General features: G+C 69.0%; 12 protein-coding genes. 6 read left to right on the top strand and 6 right to left on the bottom strand.

Annotation, left to right across the window (positions count from 1 at the left end):
* From ABD714_RS13600 to ABD714_RS13585, 4 genes are all read left to right on the top strand, one after another.
* Positions 1-1,545 (top strand): SCO6880 family protein (locus tag ABD714_RS13600; RefSeq protein ID WP_344812920.1); only part of this gene is annotated, 1,545 nt, incomplete at its 5' end.
* A gap of 260 nt (positions 1,546-1,805) precedes the next feature.
* Positions 1,806-3,233, top strand: coding sequence for an ATP/GTP-binding protein (locus tag ABD714_RS13595; RefSeq protein ID WP_344812919.1), 1,428 nt, complete (start codon positions 1,806-1,808; stop codon positions 3,231-3,233).
* A complete protein-coding gene (locus ABD714_RS13590; protein ID WP_344812918.1) occupies positions 3,230-5,071 on the top strand; it encodes a type IV secretory system conjugative DNA transfer family protein in 1,842 nt (613 codons plus the stop codon). Before ABD714_RS13595 ends, ABD714_RS13590 begins: the two co-directional genes overlap by 4 nt.
* Positions 5,068-5,763, top strand: coding sequence for a DUF4913 domain-containing protein (locus ABD714_RS13585; RefSeq protein ID WP_344812917.1), 696 nt, complete (start codon positions 5,068-5,070; stop codon positions 5,761-5,763). Before ABD714_RS13590 ends, ABD714_RS13585 begins: the two co-directional genes overlap by 4 nt.
* A gap of 12 nt (positions 5,764-5,775) precedes the next feature.
* Here ABD714_RS13585 and ABD714_RS13580 read toward each other — a convergent pair whose 3' ends face one another.
* The 4 genes from ABD714_RS13580 to mobC form a co-directional block, all read right to left on the bottom strand.
* Complete coding sequence (locus tag ABD714_RS13580) at positions 5,776-6,618, bottom strand: hypothetical protein (RefSeq protein WP_344812916.1); 843 nt, start codon at positions 6,616-6,618, stop codon at positions 5,776-5,778.
* A 247-nt stretch (positions 6,619-6,865) separates the two neighbouring features.
* Positions 6,866-7,630, bottom strand: coding sequence for a hypothetical protein (locus ABD714_RS13575; protein ID WP_344812915.1), 765 nt, complete (start codon positions 7,628-7,630; stop codon positions 6,866-6,868).
* Between the two features lie 25 nt (positions 7,631-7,655).
* Positions 7,656-9,482, bottom strand: coding sequence for a relaxase/mobilization nuclease domain-containing protein (locus ABD714_RS13570; RefSeq protein ID WP_344812914.1), 1,827 nt, complete (start codon positions 9,480-9,482; stop codon positions 7,656-7,658).
* A 49-nt stretch (positions 9,483-9,531) separates the two neighbouring features.
* Positions 9,532-9,951, bottom strand: a complete 420-nt coding sequence (gene mobC, locus ABD714_RS13565; RefSeq protein WP_486348153.1) for a plasmid mobilization relaxosome protein MobC — start codon at positions 9,949-9,951, stop codon at positions 9,532-9,534.
* A 250-nt stretch (positions 9,952-10,201) separates the two neighbouring features.
* Between mobC and ABD714_RS13560 the strand changes: the two genes are divergently transcribed.
* Both ABD714_RS13560 and ABD714_RS13555 read left to right on the top strand, forming a co-directional pair.
* Complete coding sequence (locus ABD714_RS13560; protein WP_344812912.1) at positions 10,202-10,546, top strand: hypothetical protein; 345 nt, start codon at positions 10,202-10,204, stop codon at positions 10,544-10,546.
* Between the two features lie 232 nt (positions 10,547-10,778).
* The gene (locus ABD714_RS13555) at positions 10,779-11,018 is read left to right on the top strand and encodes a hypothetical protein (protein ID WP_344812911.1); all 240 of its coding nucleotides are present in this window, start codon (positions 10,779-10,781) and stop codon (positions 11,016-11,018) included.
* Between the two features lie 16 nt (positions 11,019-11,034).
* Here the strand turns inward: ABD714_RS13555 and ABD714_RS13550 are convergent, their stop codons facing one another.
* Both ABD714_RS13550 and ABD714_RS13545 read right to left on the bottom strand, forming a co-directional pair.
* Positions 11,035-16,095 (bottom strand): DEAD/DEAH box helicase family protein, encoded by a 5,061-nt coding sequence (locus ABD714_RS13550; RefSeq protein WP_344812910.1) that lies wholly within the window; start codon positions 16,093-16,095, stop codon positions 11,035-11,037.
* A 95-nt stretch (positions 16,096-16,190) separates the two neighbouring features.
* Positions 16,191-16,751 (bottom strand): hypothetical protein, encoded by a 561-nt coding sequence (locus ABD714_RS13545; protein WP_344812909.1) that lies wholly within the window; start codon positions 16,749-16,751, stop codon positions 16,191-16,193.
* Between the last annotated feature and the right edge of the window lie 25 nt (positions 16,752-16,776).

The raw sequence follows: 16,776 nt of genomic DNA, 5'->3' as shown, positions 1-16,776 counted from the left end.
CGGCCAACGACGCAACAGGAGAGGGAGGCGGCCCCAGTGGCAACAGCTGAGACGACCCGAGGCCGGGTCCGTACCTACGGCAACTGGCGCCGGCCCACGTCGCCCGGTCTGCTGGGCCTGGGCACGGCGGGGACCGGAGCGCTGGTGGTGGGCATGCTCATCACGGTGGTGCTGATCATGGCCGTCGGCATCATCGAGGCGTTCGTGTTCGCCGCCGTTCTCGGTGTCCTGGTGCTGGCGCTGACGATCCGTGACGTGCACAACCGCAACGTCTTCCAGCGGATCGGCGCCCGACTGGGATGGTGGTCGACCCGGTCGGCCGGGTCGCACCTGTACCGGTCGGGTCCGCTGGGACGCAGCGCTTGGGGCACCTACCAGCTTCCGGGGATTGTCGCCGCGACCCGGCTGACGCAGCATCACGACGGCTACGACCGGCCGTTCGCCATGCTCTACACGCCGAAGACGACGAGCTACTCGGTGGTGATCGGCGCGGAGCCCGACGGCGCGGCGTTGGTCGACGAGCAGCAGATCGACACCTGGGTCGCTGACTGGGGCCACTGGCTGCGCAACCTCGGCGACGAGCCGGGCATCGAGGGTGCGTCGGTCACCCTCGAGACCGCCCCGGACACCGGACTGCGGCTGCGCCGGGAGGTCGAGCTGAGCATCGACCCCGACGCCAACGACTACAGCAAGGCGCTGCTGCGCGAGGTCATCGACCGCTACCCGGCGGGCTCGTCGGTGGTGAAGGCCTTCGTGGCCTTGACGTTCTCCGGCAAGGGCGCCGGCGGGAAGCGCCGCGACCCCGACGAGATGGCCCGTGAGCTCGCCGCCCGACTGCCGGGTCTGACCGGTGACCTCCAGGCAACCGGCGCCGGCGCGGCGTCGCTGATGAGCGCCGAAGAGTTGTGCGAGACGGTCCGGATCGCCTACGACCCCGCGGCCGCCATCTTGATCGACGAGGCCCACGCGGCCGGCGACCCGGTCGAGCTGTCGTGGGCCGACGTCGGCCCATCGGCTGCGGAGACGACCTGGAGCGGTTACCGGCACGACTCCGGCTGGTCTCGGACCTGGGCCATGACCTCGGCCCCGCGGGGCCTGGTGCAGGCCGGCGTGCTCGCCCGGCTGCTCGCACCGCACCGTGACATCGCCCGGAAGCGCGTCACGCTGCTGTACCAGCCGATCGACCCGGGCCGCGCGGCCGCGCTGGTCGAGTCCGATCAGCGGGCCGCAGAGTTCCAGGCCACCAACCGGCGCCGGGCCGCGGCCCGCGACAGCCTGGCCGTTCGCGCGGCCGCGGCCACCGCGGCCGAGGAGGCGTCGGGTGCCGGCCTGGTCAACTTCGGGATGCTGGTCACCGCCACCGTGACCGACCCCGACAAGGCGAAGGACGCAGCGGCGGCGATCGACAACCTCGCCGCGACCGCTCGCATCCGGCTCCGGCCCGTCTACGGGTCCCAGGACTCAGCGTTCGCCGCAGCCCTGCCGCTGGGACTCAATCTGGCCAAGCACGTCAACGTGCCAGACCTCCTCAGGGAGAAGCTGTGAGCCACCCGCTGAGGCGAGACCGCGACGTCCCGGCCGCCGACACCAGCACGAAGCGACGCAGACGCTGGGGCCGACGCAAGGAGCAGGCCGGCACCGCGGACGACGCCGCCGTCGTGGTCCGGCCGCGCCGACCGTCGGGGCGAGGCTGGGGCGGCCGTGGGGGAGGGGCTTCGCAGTACCTGCAGGCGCCGGACCTCTGGCGCGGGACCACCGTGCAGGTCTGCGGACTGTGGCCATTCGCAATCGGCAGCGGCAGTCCCATGATCGGTGTCCCGCTCGGCCGTCACATCCACACCGGCGCCACCGTGTGCTGCGACCCGATCAGCTGGTTCCAGCGGGCAAAGCTGATCAGCAACCCCAGCGTCTTCGTGATGAGCATCCCCGGGATCGGGAAGTCGACCACGGTGAGCCGTATGGCTGCCGGGCTGGCTGGGTTCGGCACCATGCCCCTGGTGCTCGGGGACCTGAAGCCTGACTACGTCGACCTTATCGAGGCGATGGGCGGTCAGGTGATCCGGCTCGGCCGCGGCCGCGGGTTCTTGAACGTGCTCGACCCCGGCGAGGCCGTCGAGGCCGCTCAGCGGCTTCGCGCCGCCGGGCACCACGGGCTCGCTGATGAGGTCGAGGCTGATGCCCACGGCCGGCGGCTCACCATCGTGTCGGCCCTGCTGACGATCCTGCGGAAGCAGTCACCGAACGATGTCGAGGAGTCGCTGCTGGACCAGGCCATCCGGTTGCTGGACCGGCGGGTGACCGACCGGCCACCGGTGCTTGCCGACCTGCTGGCCGTCGTCCAGGAAGCGCCGACCGAGCTGCGGGAGGTCGCCGTCGACCGCGGCTCGATCGAGGAGTACCAGCGGATCACCCGCGGCCTCGAGCAGTCCTTGATCAGTCTGACCCGAGGCGGCCGACTGGGGTCGACGTTCTCTCAGCCCACCACGAACCCGATGCGTCGTGACCGGCCGGTGGTCTACGACATCTCCGGCTTCAAGGAGACCGACGGAGACCTGCGGGCCGCCGCGCTGCTGGCCTGCTGGTCCAGTGGCTTCGCCACCGTGAACGTGGCGCACGCCTTGGCCGATGCTGGCCTGGAACCGCAGCGGCACTACTTCGTCGTGCTCGACGAGCTGTGGCAGGCGCTGCGCTCGGGCAGCGGCATGGTCGACCGCGTCGACGCTCTCACCCGACTCAACCGCCAGTTCGGGGTGGGCGTCGCCATGATCACCCACACTATGAAGGACCTCCTGTCGCTGCCGACCGAGGAGGACCGGATGAAAGCCGCCGGCCTCGTCGAACGCGCCGGCATGGTCATCTGCGGCGGACTGCCGGCCGCGGAGATGCCCGATCTGACCCGAGTGATCCGCCTGTCCCAGGTCGAGCAGTCGATGCTGGAGGGCTGGTCCAGCCCGCCCACCTTCGACGCCAAGACCGGCCGGGAAACCGAGCCACCCGGCCGCGGGAAGTTCCTGATCAAGGTCGGCGGCCGGCCCGGCATCCCGGTCCGGGTCCAGCTGACCGAGGTCGAGAAGGCCACCAGCGACACCAACAAGCTGTGGCACGCCATCTCCCGCGTCGGACAACGCACCATCGAACCGGAACCGGTCACCGCGCCCCTGGAGCCGGTGACCGGGCTCGACCTCCACGCCGACGACACGGCTGACGGCACCGGACAGGGGGAACGTCGGTGAGCGGCACCAGCAACCGTCGCGCCGACCCGGGATCCCTGACGGGGGAGACGGTCGGGCTCCTGGTGTTCGTGCTCGTCTCCGTGGTCGGCGGCGGTGGCCTGTACGTCGCGATCCGACTGGGTCACCAGCTCGACGGCACCGCCGACCAGCTGCCGTCGGATCCGTTCGCCGTCGTCATCGGCCTGTTCGCCGGCACCGTGGCCTGGCCGGCGTCAGGAACCTGGATCATCGCGGCCACCGGCGCCCTCCTGGTCGGGCTCACCGTCCTGTTCCTGCTGGCCTGGTCGAAGGGCCGGCAGCAGTCGTCCCGCGTCGATCGGGCCGCCGCCGTGATGGGCTCGGGTCGCGACATCGAGCCGCTGAGCCGCCGCAACGCCGCCGCCGCGGCCGCCCGGTGGAGCGGCGGCAAGCCCGACCCCAAGTCCACCGCCCCCGTCGGTGTGCCGATCGGGCGCACTGTCCGGGGCGGCCAGCCGCTGTTCGGGTCCTGGGAGGACATGCACCTCGACATCTGGGGACCCCGGACCGGCAAGACGACCAGCCGGGCGGTCCCCGCGATCCTGGAGGCGCCCGGCGCGGTGCTGGTGACGTCGAACAAGCGCGACGTCGTCGACGCCACCCGCGACGTTCGCAGCCCGCTCGGCCCGGTGTGGGTGTTCGACCCGCAGGGCATCACCGGCGAGAACCCGGACTGGTGGTGGAACCCGCTCAGCTACGTCACCGACGAGGTCCGGGCCGCGAAGCTGGCCGAGCACTTCGCCTCTGGTTCCCGCGAGTCCGGCTCACGGGCCGACGCCTACTTCGACAACGCCGGCCAGGACCTCCTTGCCGGCCTGCTGCTCGCTGCCGCGCTGGACGAGCGACCGATCACCGACGTGTACGTGTGGCTGACCCGGCCCACCGATGAGGAGCCGATCGAGATCCTGGCCCAGCACGACTACCGACTGATCGAGCGCCAGGTCGCCGGTGTCATCGGCGCCCCGGAGAAGCAACGCGGTGGCGTGTACGGGACCGCCCAGCAAATGGCGGCCTGCCTCACCAACTCCCAGGTCGCCCACTGGGTGACCCCGAGCAACGGCGGCTGGGACAACCGGCGCCAGTTCAACCCGGCCGACTTCGTCCGCGGCCACGACGGCTACCGCGGGACGCTGTACTCACTGTCCAAGGAAGGGCGTGGCACCGCCGGCCCCCTCCTGACCGCGCTCACCGTCGCCGTGGTGGAGGCCGCCGAGGAGCTGGCGGCCCAGTCCGCGCACGGTCGGCTTGCAGTCCCCATGCTCGGCGTGCTCGACGAGGCCGCCAACGTGTGCCGGTGGCGCGAGCTCCCGAACCTCTACAGCCACTACGGCTCCCGCGGGATCGTCTTGATGACGATCCTGCAGTCGTGGTCCCAGGGCGTCGACGTGTGGGGCGAGTCCGGGATGAACAAGCTCTTCTCCGCCGCCAACGTCTTCGTCTACGGCGGCGGCGTCCGCGAAGAACGGTTCCTGGAGTCGCTGTCCCGGATCGTCGGAGACTACGACCGCGTCTCGACCTCAACCTCCAGCGGCCGAGGGCAGCGCAACGTCTCCCGTCAGCTGGTCCGGCACCGCATCCTCGAGGTCGACGAGCTCGCCGCCCTACCCAAAGGCAGGGCGATTGTGCTCGCCTCCGGCGCCCGCCCCACCCTGATCCGCACGCAGCCGTGGATGACCGGTCCGCACGCCGCCGCCGTTCAGGCATCCATTGCCGCGCACGACCCTCAGGCCTCGAGGACCCTCGGCGAAGCCCAGTCCGAGCTTGACCATGTAGCCACGGCCGAGGCCACCAGTCCGACTCAAGGAGTCGATGCCTTGTGACGTACGACTTCGACGACGAGCCAGACGACGACGGCACCCTCGACAGTCGCGAGCCCGACGACAGCCCTGTCGTCGGGCCGGCGGACCCGTTGTTCGGTGGCATCGACGTCGCTGCTCTCGCCGCTGAGCTGATCGGGCCGGCGGTACAGAAAGCGGTCGCCAAGAAACTCGACGAGCTCGCCACCGAAGCGGTCAGCGAGGCCCTTTCAGCAGACGTCCTGGACCAGCTTCGAGCCGAGGCAGACGAAGCCGCTGAGTCCGTTCTTCACGGATCATCGGGCGCGGGCGATGCGACGCCGCCGCTCTACTACGGCAGCACCAACGAGTTCTTCCGCGAGCACCTGCGTCACATCTACAAGCGCAAGATCGACGGCACGCACACGTTCTGGTCGCCGCGGTGGTGGACCTCCGCGGAGGCGATCGCCCGCCTGGAGGCGCTGTGGCGAGCCTGGGAGCATCTACGGCTCGACCCCTCGACCGGGCCCTCCGTGTGGTGGCGGGACCACGCCGACCCTCACATGAGCATGCTGATGAGCAGCATCGGTCCCTTCTCCAAGGAGATCAACGAGACGGCGACTGTCCTACAGCCGCTTCCCCACGAGGAGCCACCCGAAGGATTGTTCCCTGACGTCCGAGTAGACACAGTGGCGCTTGACGGTCTGCCCGATTTGGTCCGCGATCTTCACCGCTAGTACGCAGTGCGGCTACTCCAAGAGTTTGGAGACCGCAGCGACCAGCACGATGATCGCCGTTATCAGACCAAGAACTTTCAGGGTGACGTCCCGCTGAAGGGCAGCTCCCACCCGACGTGAAAACCCTGGCGGCGACCAGATTGCTGGTCTCTCACCGGAGATGTCGATGTGCTCGACTTGGCGCCAGTTGCCGCTAGCCACGCGCAGTACGACCCTACGCAAGTCGTCAGCTACTGCATCAGGCTCCGGGCTCTTGCCCGCGAGCCGCCAGGCTTGTGAGGCAATCGCTGCAGCCCCTCGCTCAGCATCGGCCTCCTCGAGCGCTCGGTACCTCGGCGGCGGCCTTCGCTTCAGTAGGCCCTTGTCACCGCGACGGCGACTGAACGATCGGTAGAAGAGGTCTGCCGCGCGGTTGATCAGACGACATGCTTCACCGAAGTGCAGGTGAGGCCTTTCCAGCTGGCGGATGACCTTCATCAACGATCCTATGACCAGCTCGTTCCGCTGACGGGACAGCCTCACCGCCAGCCGGGCCGAGAGCCCGAGCACGAGGAACGTAGAACCGAACAGGATCAAGGACACCCACGCAGGGGCCTTCAACCACAAGGCGGGAAAGACTAGGCAATACACTCCAAGGGCCCCGAACGATAGAAGCGTCTGCCGGTTCTGCTCTCGGTCGTACCTCTGGATCAAGTTCGCAATCTGTCGTACCGGTTCTTCCGCCCAAGCCACTGTCGCAAGTTGCTTCTGCTCCTGGACGGTCAGGAAAAATGAGGTCCACCACGCCGGCCCACGGGAGCCGACATGCTTGAGCGGAGTGGTCTGCACAGCCTTGTCTGCCCCCGCAGCGTCCATCACTTAATTGTGCCGTAGAAGACAACCCTGCATCAGCCTCGCTACGCCACGTAGTCGTGTCTCGGTTCGGACACGGGCCAAGCAAATCCTGTGCGAAACCGACCTCTGTCTCCAGTCTGTCTAAACAAGCCGCTGACCCGCCCAGTGAGTCGCCGGCGGGGCGGGTCGATCATTGAGCCATGGCGAGGCGAGCGTTGCAGCCGGGCGGTGCAGGTCCGTTAGCGCGTACGACGGCTCCTGCTAGAACTCAGCGCTCCACGCCAGCACGTTGGGCCTGTGAACCGCGGCCGCGTGTCGTCCGAGCCTTCGGGGCTCGCCCGCGCCGCCCACCGGTGGTGGCCGCGGTGGCGGGTACCCCCGCCGCGGTGTCGGCGTGCATCCGACTTTCGGCGACCTGGGGGTCGATGCCGGTGGCTGTCATCGCTGCGGCGTCAGCCGCGCGACGGTCGGCGCTGTCGTACAGGCGCTCAGCCTCTGCGTTGCGCTCGTCTTCACGCGCTGCATCGGCTTGTCGATCCTCCCGTGCGGCCGCCGCGAGCATCGCGGCCGCCTCAGTCTGTTCCTGGGAGAGCCGTCGGTTCTCATCCGCTAAGGCTTCTGTGTCAGGGCCCTGAGTCTGACGCCAGGAGTGAATGAGGTGTCTGTATTCAACCGCTCTTGCTTCGGCGCTGTCGCAGCCCATGAGGTCTCTCTGGTACCGATCCCAGGCCTCCCGGTCGGTGCTCTTGATCCACTCCTCGGCTTGGGTGATCTCGCTGGGTGTCCTCGCCGCATCGGCACGCTCGCGCGAGTCCGTGCGGCGGATCCGGCCGAGATCGCCCAGCTCTGCCTGGCTCTCGACTTCGTACCGCCGCGCTAGGCGTTCAGTTTCTCGCACGTCGAGGCGCCGCTGTTCCCGGAGGCGGTCCTCGTGGGCGCGGGCGATCTCTGTGCCGAGACGCGCAGCCGCGGTGGCCGACAGCCGCATGGTACTTTCCAGCGCTTCCTCGATGCCGTCTGATTCTTCTGCCATGGCCGGGCTCCTCGTCGTGTGGTGGTTAGCGGCCCATGCCGCGGTCGGCTTTGTGGGGGCTGGTCGTGCGGTCGGGTGCCTTCTCGAGCGGGGCAGGTACGGGTGTCCGGGTGGCGTCGGTTGCTGCCGACTGCCCGGCCCGCAGACGTTCGATCATCGCCTGCAGCTCGGGGTCGAGCGGCGGTTCAGCAGGCCGTGTCCGGCCGTCCTGGGGCAGCGTCGTCGTCGCGCCTTCACCCGTCATCGTCGCTGTGGCCGCCGGTTGTGGAGCCAGGCGGGCCGCTTCGCCGGCCTCGATCCGCGCGTGGACCCGAGCCAGATTCGTCTCCGCGACCACGCGGAGCTGGGCCGCCTGCTGGCTCCGCCTGGCCTCGATGGCCACGGCCGCGATCGCTGCGGTGAGCATCATCAGTTCGCGCATCATCGCGGCCTGCCCGATCGGACCGCGGCCGAGTTTCGCCCCGGCGGAGACCAGCAGAGCTGTGCCGGCCAACGCTCGCCGTGCCCGTCCCGGCATGGGCTCCTGCCGGCGGTACGTCTGCGCCGACCGGGCCAGCATGTGCGAGGCGTGAGCCAGAGGACCGGGCGTGGCTTCGGTACTCACCGACCAGGCCGCCAGCACCCCGGACAGCTCTCGCGCCGTCCGTGCCCAGGCAGCGTGATCCTGCAGCGGTATCCGCCGTAGTTCCTGCGACACCGACGCCAGCTGTTGCGCGAACCGGGCGGTCGCCTCCGGGGCCGGCTCTACGTTCTCTCGGCCCGGCGACGCGATCCGCCGGTTCCGGTAGGCAGCATTCCACTCGGCCGCCGCCGCCGACGCTGTCATCGGGTCGTCGGGCCAGCCGGTGTGCTCACGCAGCCGGGTCAGACCGAGGTCGCGAGCGAGTCGGTTGCCGCCGTACCAGACGGGACGCTCAGCCCGCGACGTCGGTCGCTCGGCCACCGAGTAGCCGGCGATGACGTCCTCGGTTCCTTCGGCGAACCGGGGCCGGACCAGCAGCCCGGTCTTGCGGAGCCGGCGGACGAACTCTGCCTCGTCCGCGGCCGCGGTCGCGCAGCCGCGGACCTTGCGGGCCAGGACCTCACGGGGGAGGTTGAGCCGCCACCGGCGGGCGACCTCTGCCCGTCGCTGGTCCGGGGTCAGCTGGTCCCAGGCGCCGGCACCGTCGCGCTTCTCGATGGTCGTCCGGGCGACCCAGGCGGCGCGCTCTTCGGCCTTGCGCTGCTCGGCCGGGGTGAACCCGCGGGTCGCGCCTGGCGCGCCGGCGACGCTGGACTCCAACCGCTCCAGCCCGTGCACGACCTCGAGCGCCCGGGCGACCTGCTGCGCGCGGTAGAAGTCCTTGTGCGTCGAGGCCTTGGTGCCGTCATCACGTACCAGGCTGACCGCCAGGTGCACGTGGTCGTTGCCGTCGCCCGACAGGCCGTGGCGGACCGCAACCCAGCGACACGGCGCCTTCGTCCCCTGGTTGTCGTCGAACTCCATCGCCCGCACGAAGTCGGTCGTGATCTGGCCCCACTGCTCATCGCTCAGCTGGCCCTCGTCGGCGCGCAGCGACAGCGAGCAGTGCCACACGTGCGCCGGCTTCGTCCCGGTCCGCACCCGCCCGTACGTCGGGTTCCCATCGGCGTCGCGGCCGGTCTGCTTCTTCTCGTAGACACCAGTCGTGACCTCGGTCCCGAACACCTTCCGCGGCCGGTCCAGGTGACGGGCGATCGCCAACGCCGCACCGCGGTCCAGCTCGACGTCGCGGTACCACGTCATCAGCGCGTCATCGCCGGCCACCAGGTGCGGCTCGTCGTGCTCGTTGTGACGACCCGGGCCGGCCAGGTACACCATCAACCCGGCCATCCGATCGCCCCGCACAACGTTCGGCATCATGCCCAGCTCACCCAGACCATCACGGCGCCAACCCGTCCAACGTGTCGTCCAGCCGCACCAGCTGACGCCGCACCGCCGCCAACGTGTGCTCCAACTCGACCGCCAGGTCACCGGTCGCGTTCGCCGCCCGCGTCAGCTGGTTCAGGTTGTTCCCAACCGCACCAAGAGCGCGGTGCACACCGAACAACTCCGTCAACAGCTCGCGCCGATCTGATGCGGTCTCACCCGCCGGCTCGGCGGTCGCCGCCTCCACCAGCAGGCGCGGCACGGTCACACCCTGCTCCGCGGCCAGGCGGACCAGCACGCCTTCTTCCTCCGGCGTCACCAGCACCGAGTGACGGTGCCGACGGCCGCCCGGCGCGTTCTCCCGCCGACGACGTGTGAGCGCACGGGCACGAGGCCGAGACGTCTGACTGGCGACCGCCGTCGTCTCGCTCATTCCGCACCTCCATGCCCAGCGCAGCGACCCCGCCGAAGGCGCGGGACCACACGACCAGTGTGCCCCAGGATCGACGTCCCGTCGAGCATGGAAGCCAGTTACGGTACGTAACTGTATAGCTTGCTCCTAGCGGGCTTCCAAGTCCGACCCTCTTGCGTCAGCAGCGGGTCCCGTGGCGCAGCCACGATCACAGAGCCGAAGGTGCCGCGCCTGCCTCGCCGGTGGGCTCCTACTCTCGTAGGCTGCCTCTATGGCAGACCAGCTCACCGTTGACCAGGCAGTCGAGCGCGCGATGCGCGCCCAAGACGCAAAGATCGCCGCGATCCGAGAACTCGCTGAGGGTCGCCAGACACTCGCCGATGTGAAGGAGGAAGCTGCCCGCAAGCTGGCCGACCTGGAGCGTCAGAACGCCGAGCAGATCGGTGCAGCAGAGCGCGACGACATCCGCCTCTACAACGCCGCCACCAAAGCCGGCTGGTCAACTGACGAACTCCGCAAGATCGGCTTCGACCAGCCGGCCAAGTCCCGTCGCGTCACGCAGCGGCGGCGGCAGAACAACACTGCGGCTGTCGCCGCGGAGTCCGCCGGAAGCTGAGACTCGAGGGCGGGTGCGGGTTCCTCTCCCCCCTGATCCCGAATCATCTCCACTCTGGGTGGCCGCCTCCAGAGGCTTTCGCGGCATATCCTCCCTCGCTTCGCTCAGTCCGGTATTCCACGGTCCTCTGGACCCGTCCACCCAGACCAGAGACGCGGCAGTTATCAGGAGGGAAAGGAGGGCCTGTGGGCACCTCCAAACCTCGCCGCATCGGCCAGCCGAGGAGCCTGTCATGGCCATCTGGAACCAGCCCAACGTCGACGCCCTGGTCGACCGACTGCACCGCTACCATCCCGACTTGACCATCGTCGGTCAGCCGGCCCTCCCGCTCGAGGAAGGGGACGCCGGCTACGGCAGGCTCACCATCAGCAGCCCGACCAGCCCGTGTGAGTACACACTCGACCTTCGCGCCGACGGCCTGTCCCTGAGCGTTGCCCAGGTCGAGTCAGAGCCGGCGATCCAGCGGTTCTGAGTGGACGTCGAGTGCTCTACCGGCCGCGGTCAGGATCGTTCTTGTCGGGTCCGTTGGTCCGTGACTTCCTGAGGGTCTGGATACTGGGTCTGGTGGTGCTGGCTGCGGTTGCTGGGCGTCCGAAGCCGGCTCGGACGAGAGCCATGGTCTGGGCCAGCTGCTGGTCGACCGGTGGCTGACTGGTCAACCGCTGAGGCGCCTGGTCTGCCTGACTGTCCACGACGGTGTCTTGTTGGCTCGCTGCCTTCATCTGCTCGCTCAGTGCGGCGTAGCGGCGTTCAGCTGAGCCGAGGTCGTCGGTGTGGGTGAAGGGCGCCGCCAGGCTGGCCTCGGCGTGACTGATGCGCCGCTCGAGTTCGTCGATCCGTTGGTGCTCGCTGGCCACGGCGAGCGGGACGCGGCGTGCCAGGTTCTCGAGTCGGGTGATGGTCCCGAGGTCGAGACCGTGGCTGACATCGCGGATGCTGTCGTGGCTGCGGATCGTGGGGGCGTCAGCGACGGTCCAGGACAAGGACTCGCCGTCGGTGGTGACCCGGATGGGTTGCCCTCCGACGACCACCACGGGGCCATAGTCGGCCTGTTGGCCGTACTGGACCTGGGCTGAGCGACGCCACGTCTCCAGGGCGGCGGCCGCGTCGGGACGCTTCCTGTAGGTCTGGCCGCTGATCGTCATCGAGAACGCATCACCTCGGGTGTCAACGCTGCGGGCCGCGGCCGCGGTCAACGCAGGCAGTCCGGCGCGGATGGTGGTCAGTTGGTGCTCGGCGTCGCGGACGGCGACCTTGAGCCGGCGGTGGTTGTTGTGATGGGCGGTCTCCAGGCGACGGAAGCGCTGAAGTTCCTGCTCGGCGGCGGACAGATCGAGCAGCAGCGGGTTGCGGGAGCTGACCGCCTTCAGCTCGTTGTAGCTCATCTGGACCTCGCCCAGGTTGCCCTCGACTTCTCGGACGTCGGCGCGGCCGCTCATCACCTGTCCGATGAACTTGGCCTTCCGCTCCAACGTCTGCCACATGAACGTGTCGAAGCTTCCTGCCGTGACGATCTGACTGATCAGGACCTCGTCGTTCTGGTTGCCCTGGCGCAGGATGCGGCCATGGCGCTGCTCGATGTCGGCCGGCCGCCAGGGCGGGTCCAGATCGACCAGGTGGACCGCCCGGGCTTGGATGTTCGTGCCGACGCCCATCTTGGCGGTCGACCCGATCAAGACGGCGACGCCGCCGATGCGGCACTGCGCGAACAGCCTGGCCTTTTCCCGGTCGTTCTTGGCGTCGTGGATGAACCGGACTGAGCCCAGCGGTAGCCCGCGCGCGTACAGGCCGTCCCGCAACGTCTCGTAGATGTTCCACCCCTCCCCGGGGGTGGAGAAGTCGCAGAACACGATCTGCAGGGCACCGGGGTTGGGGTGTTCCTGACCTGTGGTCACGTCGAGGTAGCGGTTGTCCTTAGTCCGGTCCCACACGCCGGCTATCAGGTCGGCGGCGGCGCTGACCTTCGTCGGCCCCGTAGGGACCACAGTGGGATCCGCGACCCGGACGTCGATCGACGCCTTCCGCCCGTCGGTCGCGATCTTGAGATTGTTGTCCTCGGTCGGGCTGACCGCGCGTGACTTCACCCGATCAGTGCGGTACGCCAGGTCGGCCATGAACGCATCCAGCTCGGCCGACGGCTCGACGCTGATGATGGTCGGGGCGCGCCGGCCATCGGGCCGGGCCGCCAACGTCGGTGTCGGAAGACCAAGATCCTCGGCGGTCTTGATGTCGGCGAACTGGTGCATCATCGTCACCAGCTCGGGCACGTTGACGAACTTCGCGAACCGATCCTTCGGGACGAACCTGGTCCCACCCGACGGTGGGACCTCCAACGTGGTGACGACCTCCCCGAACGTGGATGCCCAGCGGTCGAAGGTGTCGATGCCGGCCCGCTCCAGCTGCTCCGGCGCGAGATAGCGCATCACGACGTGCATTTCCGACATGCTGTTTGAGATCGGGGTGGCTGTCGCGCCGGTCATCACCCGGTCGCCGTGCTGGCCGCGGAGGTACTCCACCTTCATGTGGAGGTCCAGGGCGCGGTCGCTGCCGGGGACGATGGCGGCGTCGCGGATGTTGGACACCGTCGTGAGGTTCTTGAACAGGTGCATCTCGTCGACCACGACGTAGTCGATCCCGGTGGCCTCGAAGGTGATGCCCGGGTCGTGCGCCATGTTCAGCTTCTCCCGCAGCTTCTCCTCCCGGGCCAGCAGGATCTTCTCGGCCTGCTTGATGCTGCGTTCCTGGGCGCGGCCGCCGTCAGCGCGTTCCCGGGCCGCGTCCAGCTCGCGTCGGGTCTGCTCAAGTTGGCGCTGCTGGTACCGCGCTTGCTCGGCGGGGCTCATCGCGATCTTGCCGAAGGAGGAGTGGGTCATGATGACCGCGTCCCAGTCGCTGGTGGCGGCCCTGGCCACGAACCGGCGACGAGACTCCGGGGTGCTGCCGATGTCTTGGCCGCTGGCGGCCAGCAACATGGCCCGCGGGTACAGCTGCAGCCACTCGCGGGTGACCTGCTCCAGCATGTGGTTGGGCACGACCACGACGGGTTTGCGGACCAGTCCGAGCCGGCGAAGCTCGGTGCAGCCCATCACCATCTCCGCGGTCTTGCCGGCGCCGACCGCGTGGAACAGTCCGACCGAGGGTTCGTTGATCATGCGGGCGACCGCGGCACGCTGATGCGGTCGGGGGGTGAAGTTCTTCGTCAGCCCGGGCAGGGTCAGCCGCTCGCCCTCACTGGTGTAGTCCCTCAGCACCACCGAGTTGAACAGCCGGTTGTACTCCTCGCAGAGCCGGTTGGCTCGCTGCGGGTCCTCCCACACCCACGTGGCGAACCGTTCCTGCATCAGGCGGGCTTTGTCCTGCGCGGCCTCGGTCTTGACCGGGTTGATGACCTGACGGTCGTCGATGGTGTCAGTCACGATGATCGGCTGCTGCTGCACGATTCGCTGCAACAGTCGCCCGGCCGGCATCTCGGGGATGCCCCAGTCGCTGTGGGCGGCCAACCCGTAGTCGGCGTCCTTGACCGACCAGGTCGAGCCGACGCGGCTGACGGTGGCCCACCGGTTGCCGATCAGGTCCCGCAGGAACTGCTGGTGGTCGGCATCAGTGATCCACGAGGCTCCCAGCCGCGGCTGGATCTGTTCGGGGCCGAGTTCCGTGGGCAGGACGGCTTCTAGGGCCTCCACGTGGCCTCGCCACCGGTCGGGGTCCTCGAGCGCGGCCACCCGGGCAAGGCGAAGCTTCTCTCGGACGTCGCCCGACAGGTACGCCGCCGCCGTCACCCACTCCGGCTCGGCCTCATTGTCTCCGTCGGCCTCGTGGACGGCCTGGTCGATGGTGGGAGGAACTTCCCAGATGGCTGGCCCAAGCTCGGCTCGGGCTTCCTGGACGCTCTGGCCGGTGAGATCCGCGATCTGCTGCAGGTCGACCTCGTGCTGCTGGTCCAACACGATGTTGAGCGCATCCAGGGCGGAGTCGGCCCCCAGGATCGGCCGGCGCGGCTCGATCTGCCGGGCGACCAGGATTCCGGCCGGTTCAGCGGTCTGGGTGGCCTCGTCGAACGACTCCAGCGCCGTCACCAGCGGCCCGTAGGGGTCCTGCAGCAACTTGCGCACCGGAGTCGGCACGATCCGGGCCTGGATCGGGTCACCGTCGGCCGCGGCGCGGCCGGTGTTGCGAAGCGTGAACCGGTTGATCGGCCCGTAGCGGGCCACGTAGTCCTGCCACAGGCCGCGCAGCTCGGCCCTGGTCTGATCCATCGTCGGGTCGTCGGTCAGGGAACGCGCCTCGGTGTCCAGCAGCACTCTGGCTTGGTCCCGCATCGTCAGCAGCGCGCGCATCTCCGTGGCCCCGGTCTGAGGGACCTGGAGTGGGACGTGCACGCCGGCTTCCACCACGGTGAACGAGCCGTCGTCGTGGGCGGCGATGTGGCCTTCGCGTTCATGGTCCAGGGCGGGCATCAGTCCCGCCCGTTCCTCGATGGCTTGTTGCTGGTCGGCGGTCCGCTCGGTCCACCGCAGGCCGGCGGCGCTGGCGGAGGCCTCGATGTCGATCAGTGCGTCCCGCAGGAGACGCGGGGTGGCCGAGACGTCGTCGACGATGACGCTGACGCCGAAGACACCGTGCAGGCCGACCTCGCCGAGCATCTGGCCCAGCACCATCTCCGGATGGGTCTGCCACCAGGTGTTGAGCCGCACCGGCTCGCCGTCCGCGGCCGCGCCGGCTTCCAGGCTCGACTCAGGCGTCGGCAGGACGACGGGCGAGGTTGAACCCCACACGTCGAACGGTCCGGGGGTCCGGTCGGGTTCGCGTCGACGCAGGATCAGCAGATCAGTGACCGCCTCGGTGCCGGCGGAACGACGGTGGGCACCCGTGGGGAGCCTGACGGCGCCGACCAGGTCACCTAGCTCGTGGATCGCGCGGCGTCCCGACGGGTTCTGCGCATCCATCGTGTAGCGGCTGGTCAGGACGGCGACGAGCCCGCCTGGACGGGTCAGGGCGAGGCTCTTGACGATGAAGTGGTTGTGCATGGGCAGCCGGCCGGCGTTGTGGAGCGGGTCGTGCAGCACGACGTCGGCGAACGGGACGTTGCCCACCACGGTGTCGAAGCTGCTGTCGGCAAGGCGGGTCTGGGCGAACGACTCCGCACGGACCTGGGCCTGCGGGTAGAGCGCTGCCGCGATCCCCGCGGTGACCGGGTCCAGCTCGACGCCGGTCATCTGCGCCGCCGCCGGCGCACGGCCGATGAACACCCCAGAGCCGCATCCAGGCTCCAGGACCTGCCCGCCAGTGAATCCCAGCCGTTCCAGACTGCCCCACACCTCTGTGACCACGCCGAGGTCGGTGTAGTGCGCGTTGATCGTCGTACGCCGTGCCGCGGCGTACTCGTCGTCGTTGAGCAACCCTCGAAGGGTGGCTCGGTCGCCGGCAAACTCGGTCCGGGACTCGTCCAGGACCTGCGCCAGCCCTGTGGCGCCCCACGAGCCCCAGCGGGCGAGGGTGCGTTGTTCCTCAGCGGTCGCGGCCCTGGACTCGTCCTGCAGCGTGCGCAAGACGCGGATCGCGGCCACATTCGCCTGGAAGCGTGCCCGCGGCCCGGACGGTGCCAGGTCGTCCTGCGATGACGGTTGGAAGCGGGTGGGAGGTTCTACCTGGGTTCGTTCGTCGGTGGGCTCGCGTGGTCGGTCGTCCAGTACGTCACGCCGTGCAGGATCTCCCACACCTCCGTCAGGTCGTCCCGACCCGGATCCAGGCCCAGGTCCTCCGACTCCGCTTCGTCCTCTCGGATCTCCAACGGCGGAATCAGCAGTTCCTCCCTGACGATCTCCTCCGCGCGAAGCTTCGCGTTCTCGATCCGGCCGACCTTCTGGAAGTAGGTCTCCCCTGGGACCTCCGGTCCCGTCAGCTGGATCGTCAGATCCACCACCTGGCCCTCCGCTTCCTCCCCCAACGTCGAAAAGTGACGGTTGGGGTCCTCGATCGCGGCCAGTGCTGCCGGGGCGAGTTGCTGCCACATCTGCATCGCCTGGGTGCCGTACCTGTTCATCCCGGACCTCCTCCGGCTCAGACCACCAGTCCTCCAGGGTCGGCTGATGATCGTGACCGCGTCGACGTCGAGCCATCCCACACTCCTGGAGGAGAAACTGTGGTGCTCACCATAAAGAGTCTGCGGTTTCACGAAGCACCCCTTCCCCCAGACTGCCAACACGCTTCGGTCACGGCAGAGGAACCTC

Source organism: Microlunatus aurantiacus (assembly GCF_039536605.1).
Taxonomy (GTDB): Bacteria; Actinomycetota; Actinomycetes; order Propionibacteriales; family Propionibacteriaceae; genus Microlunatus; species Microlunatus aurantiacus.
This window is presented reverse-complemented; position numbering and strand designations above follow the sequence as displayed.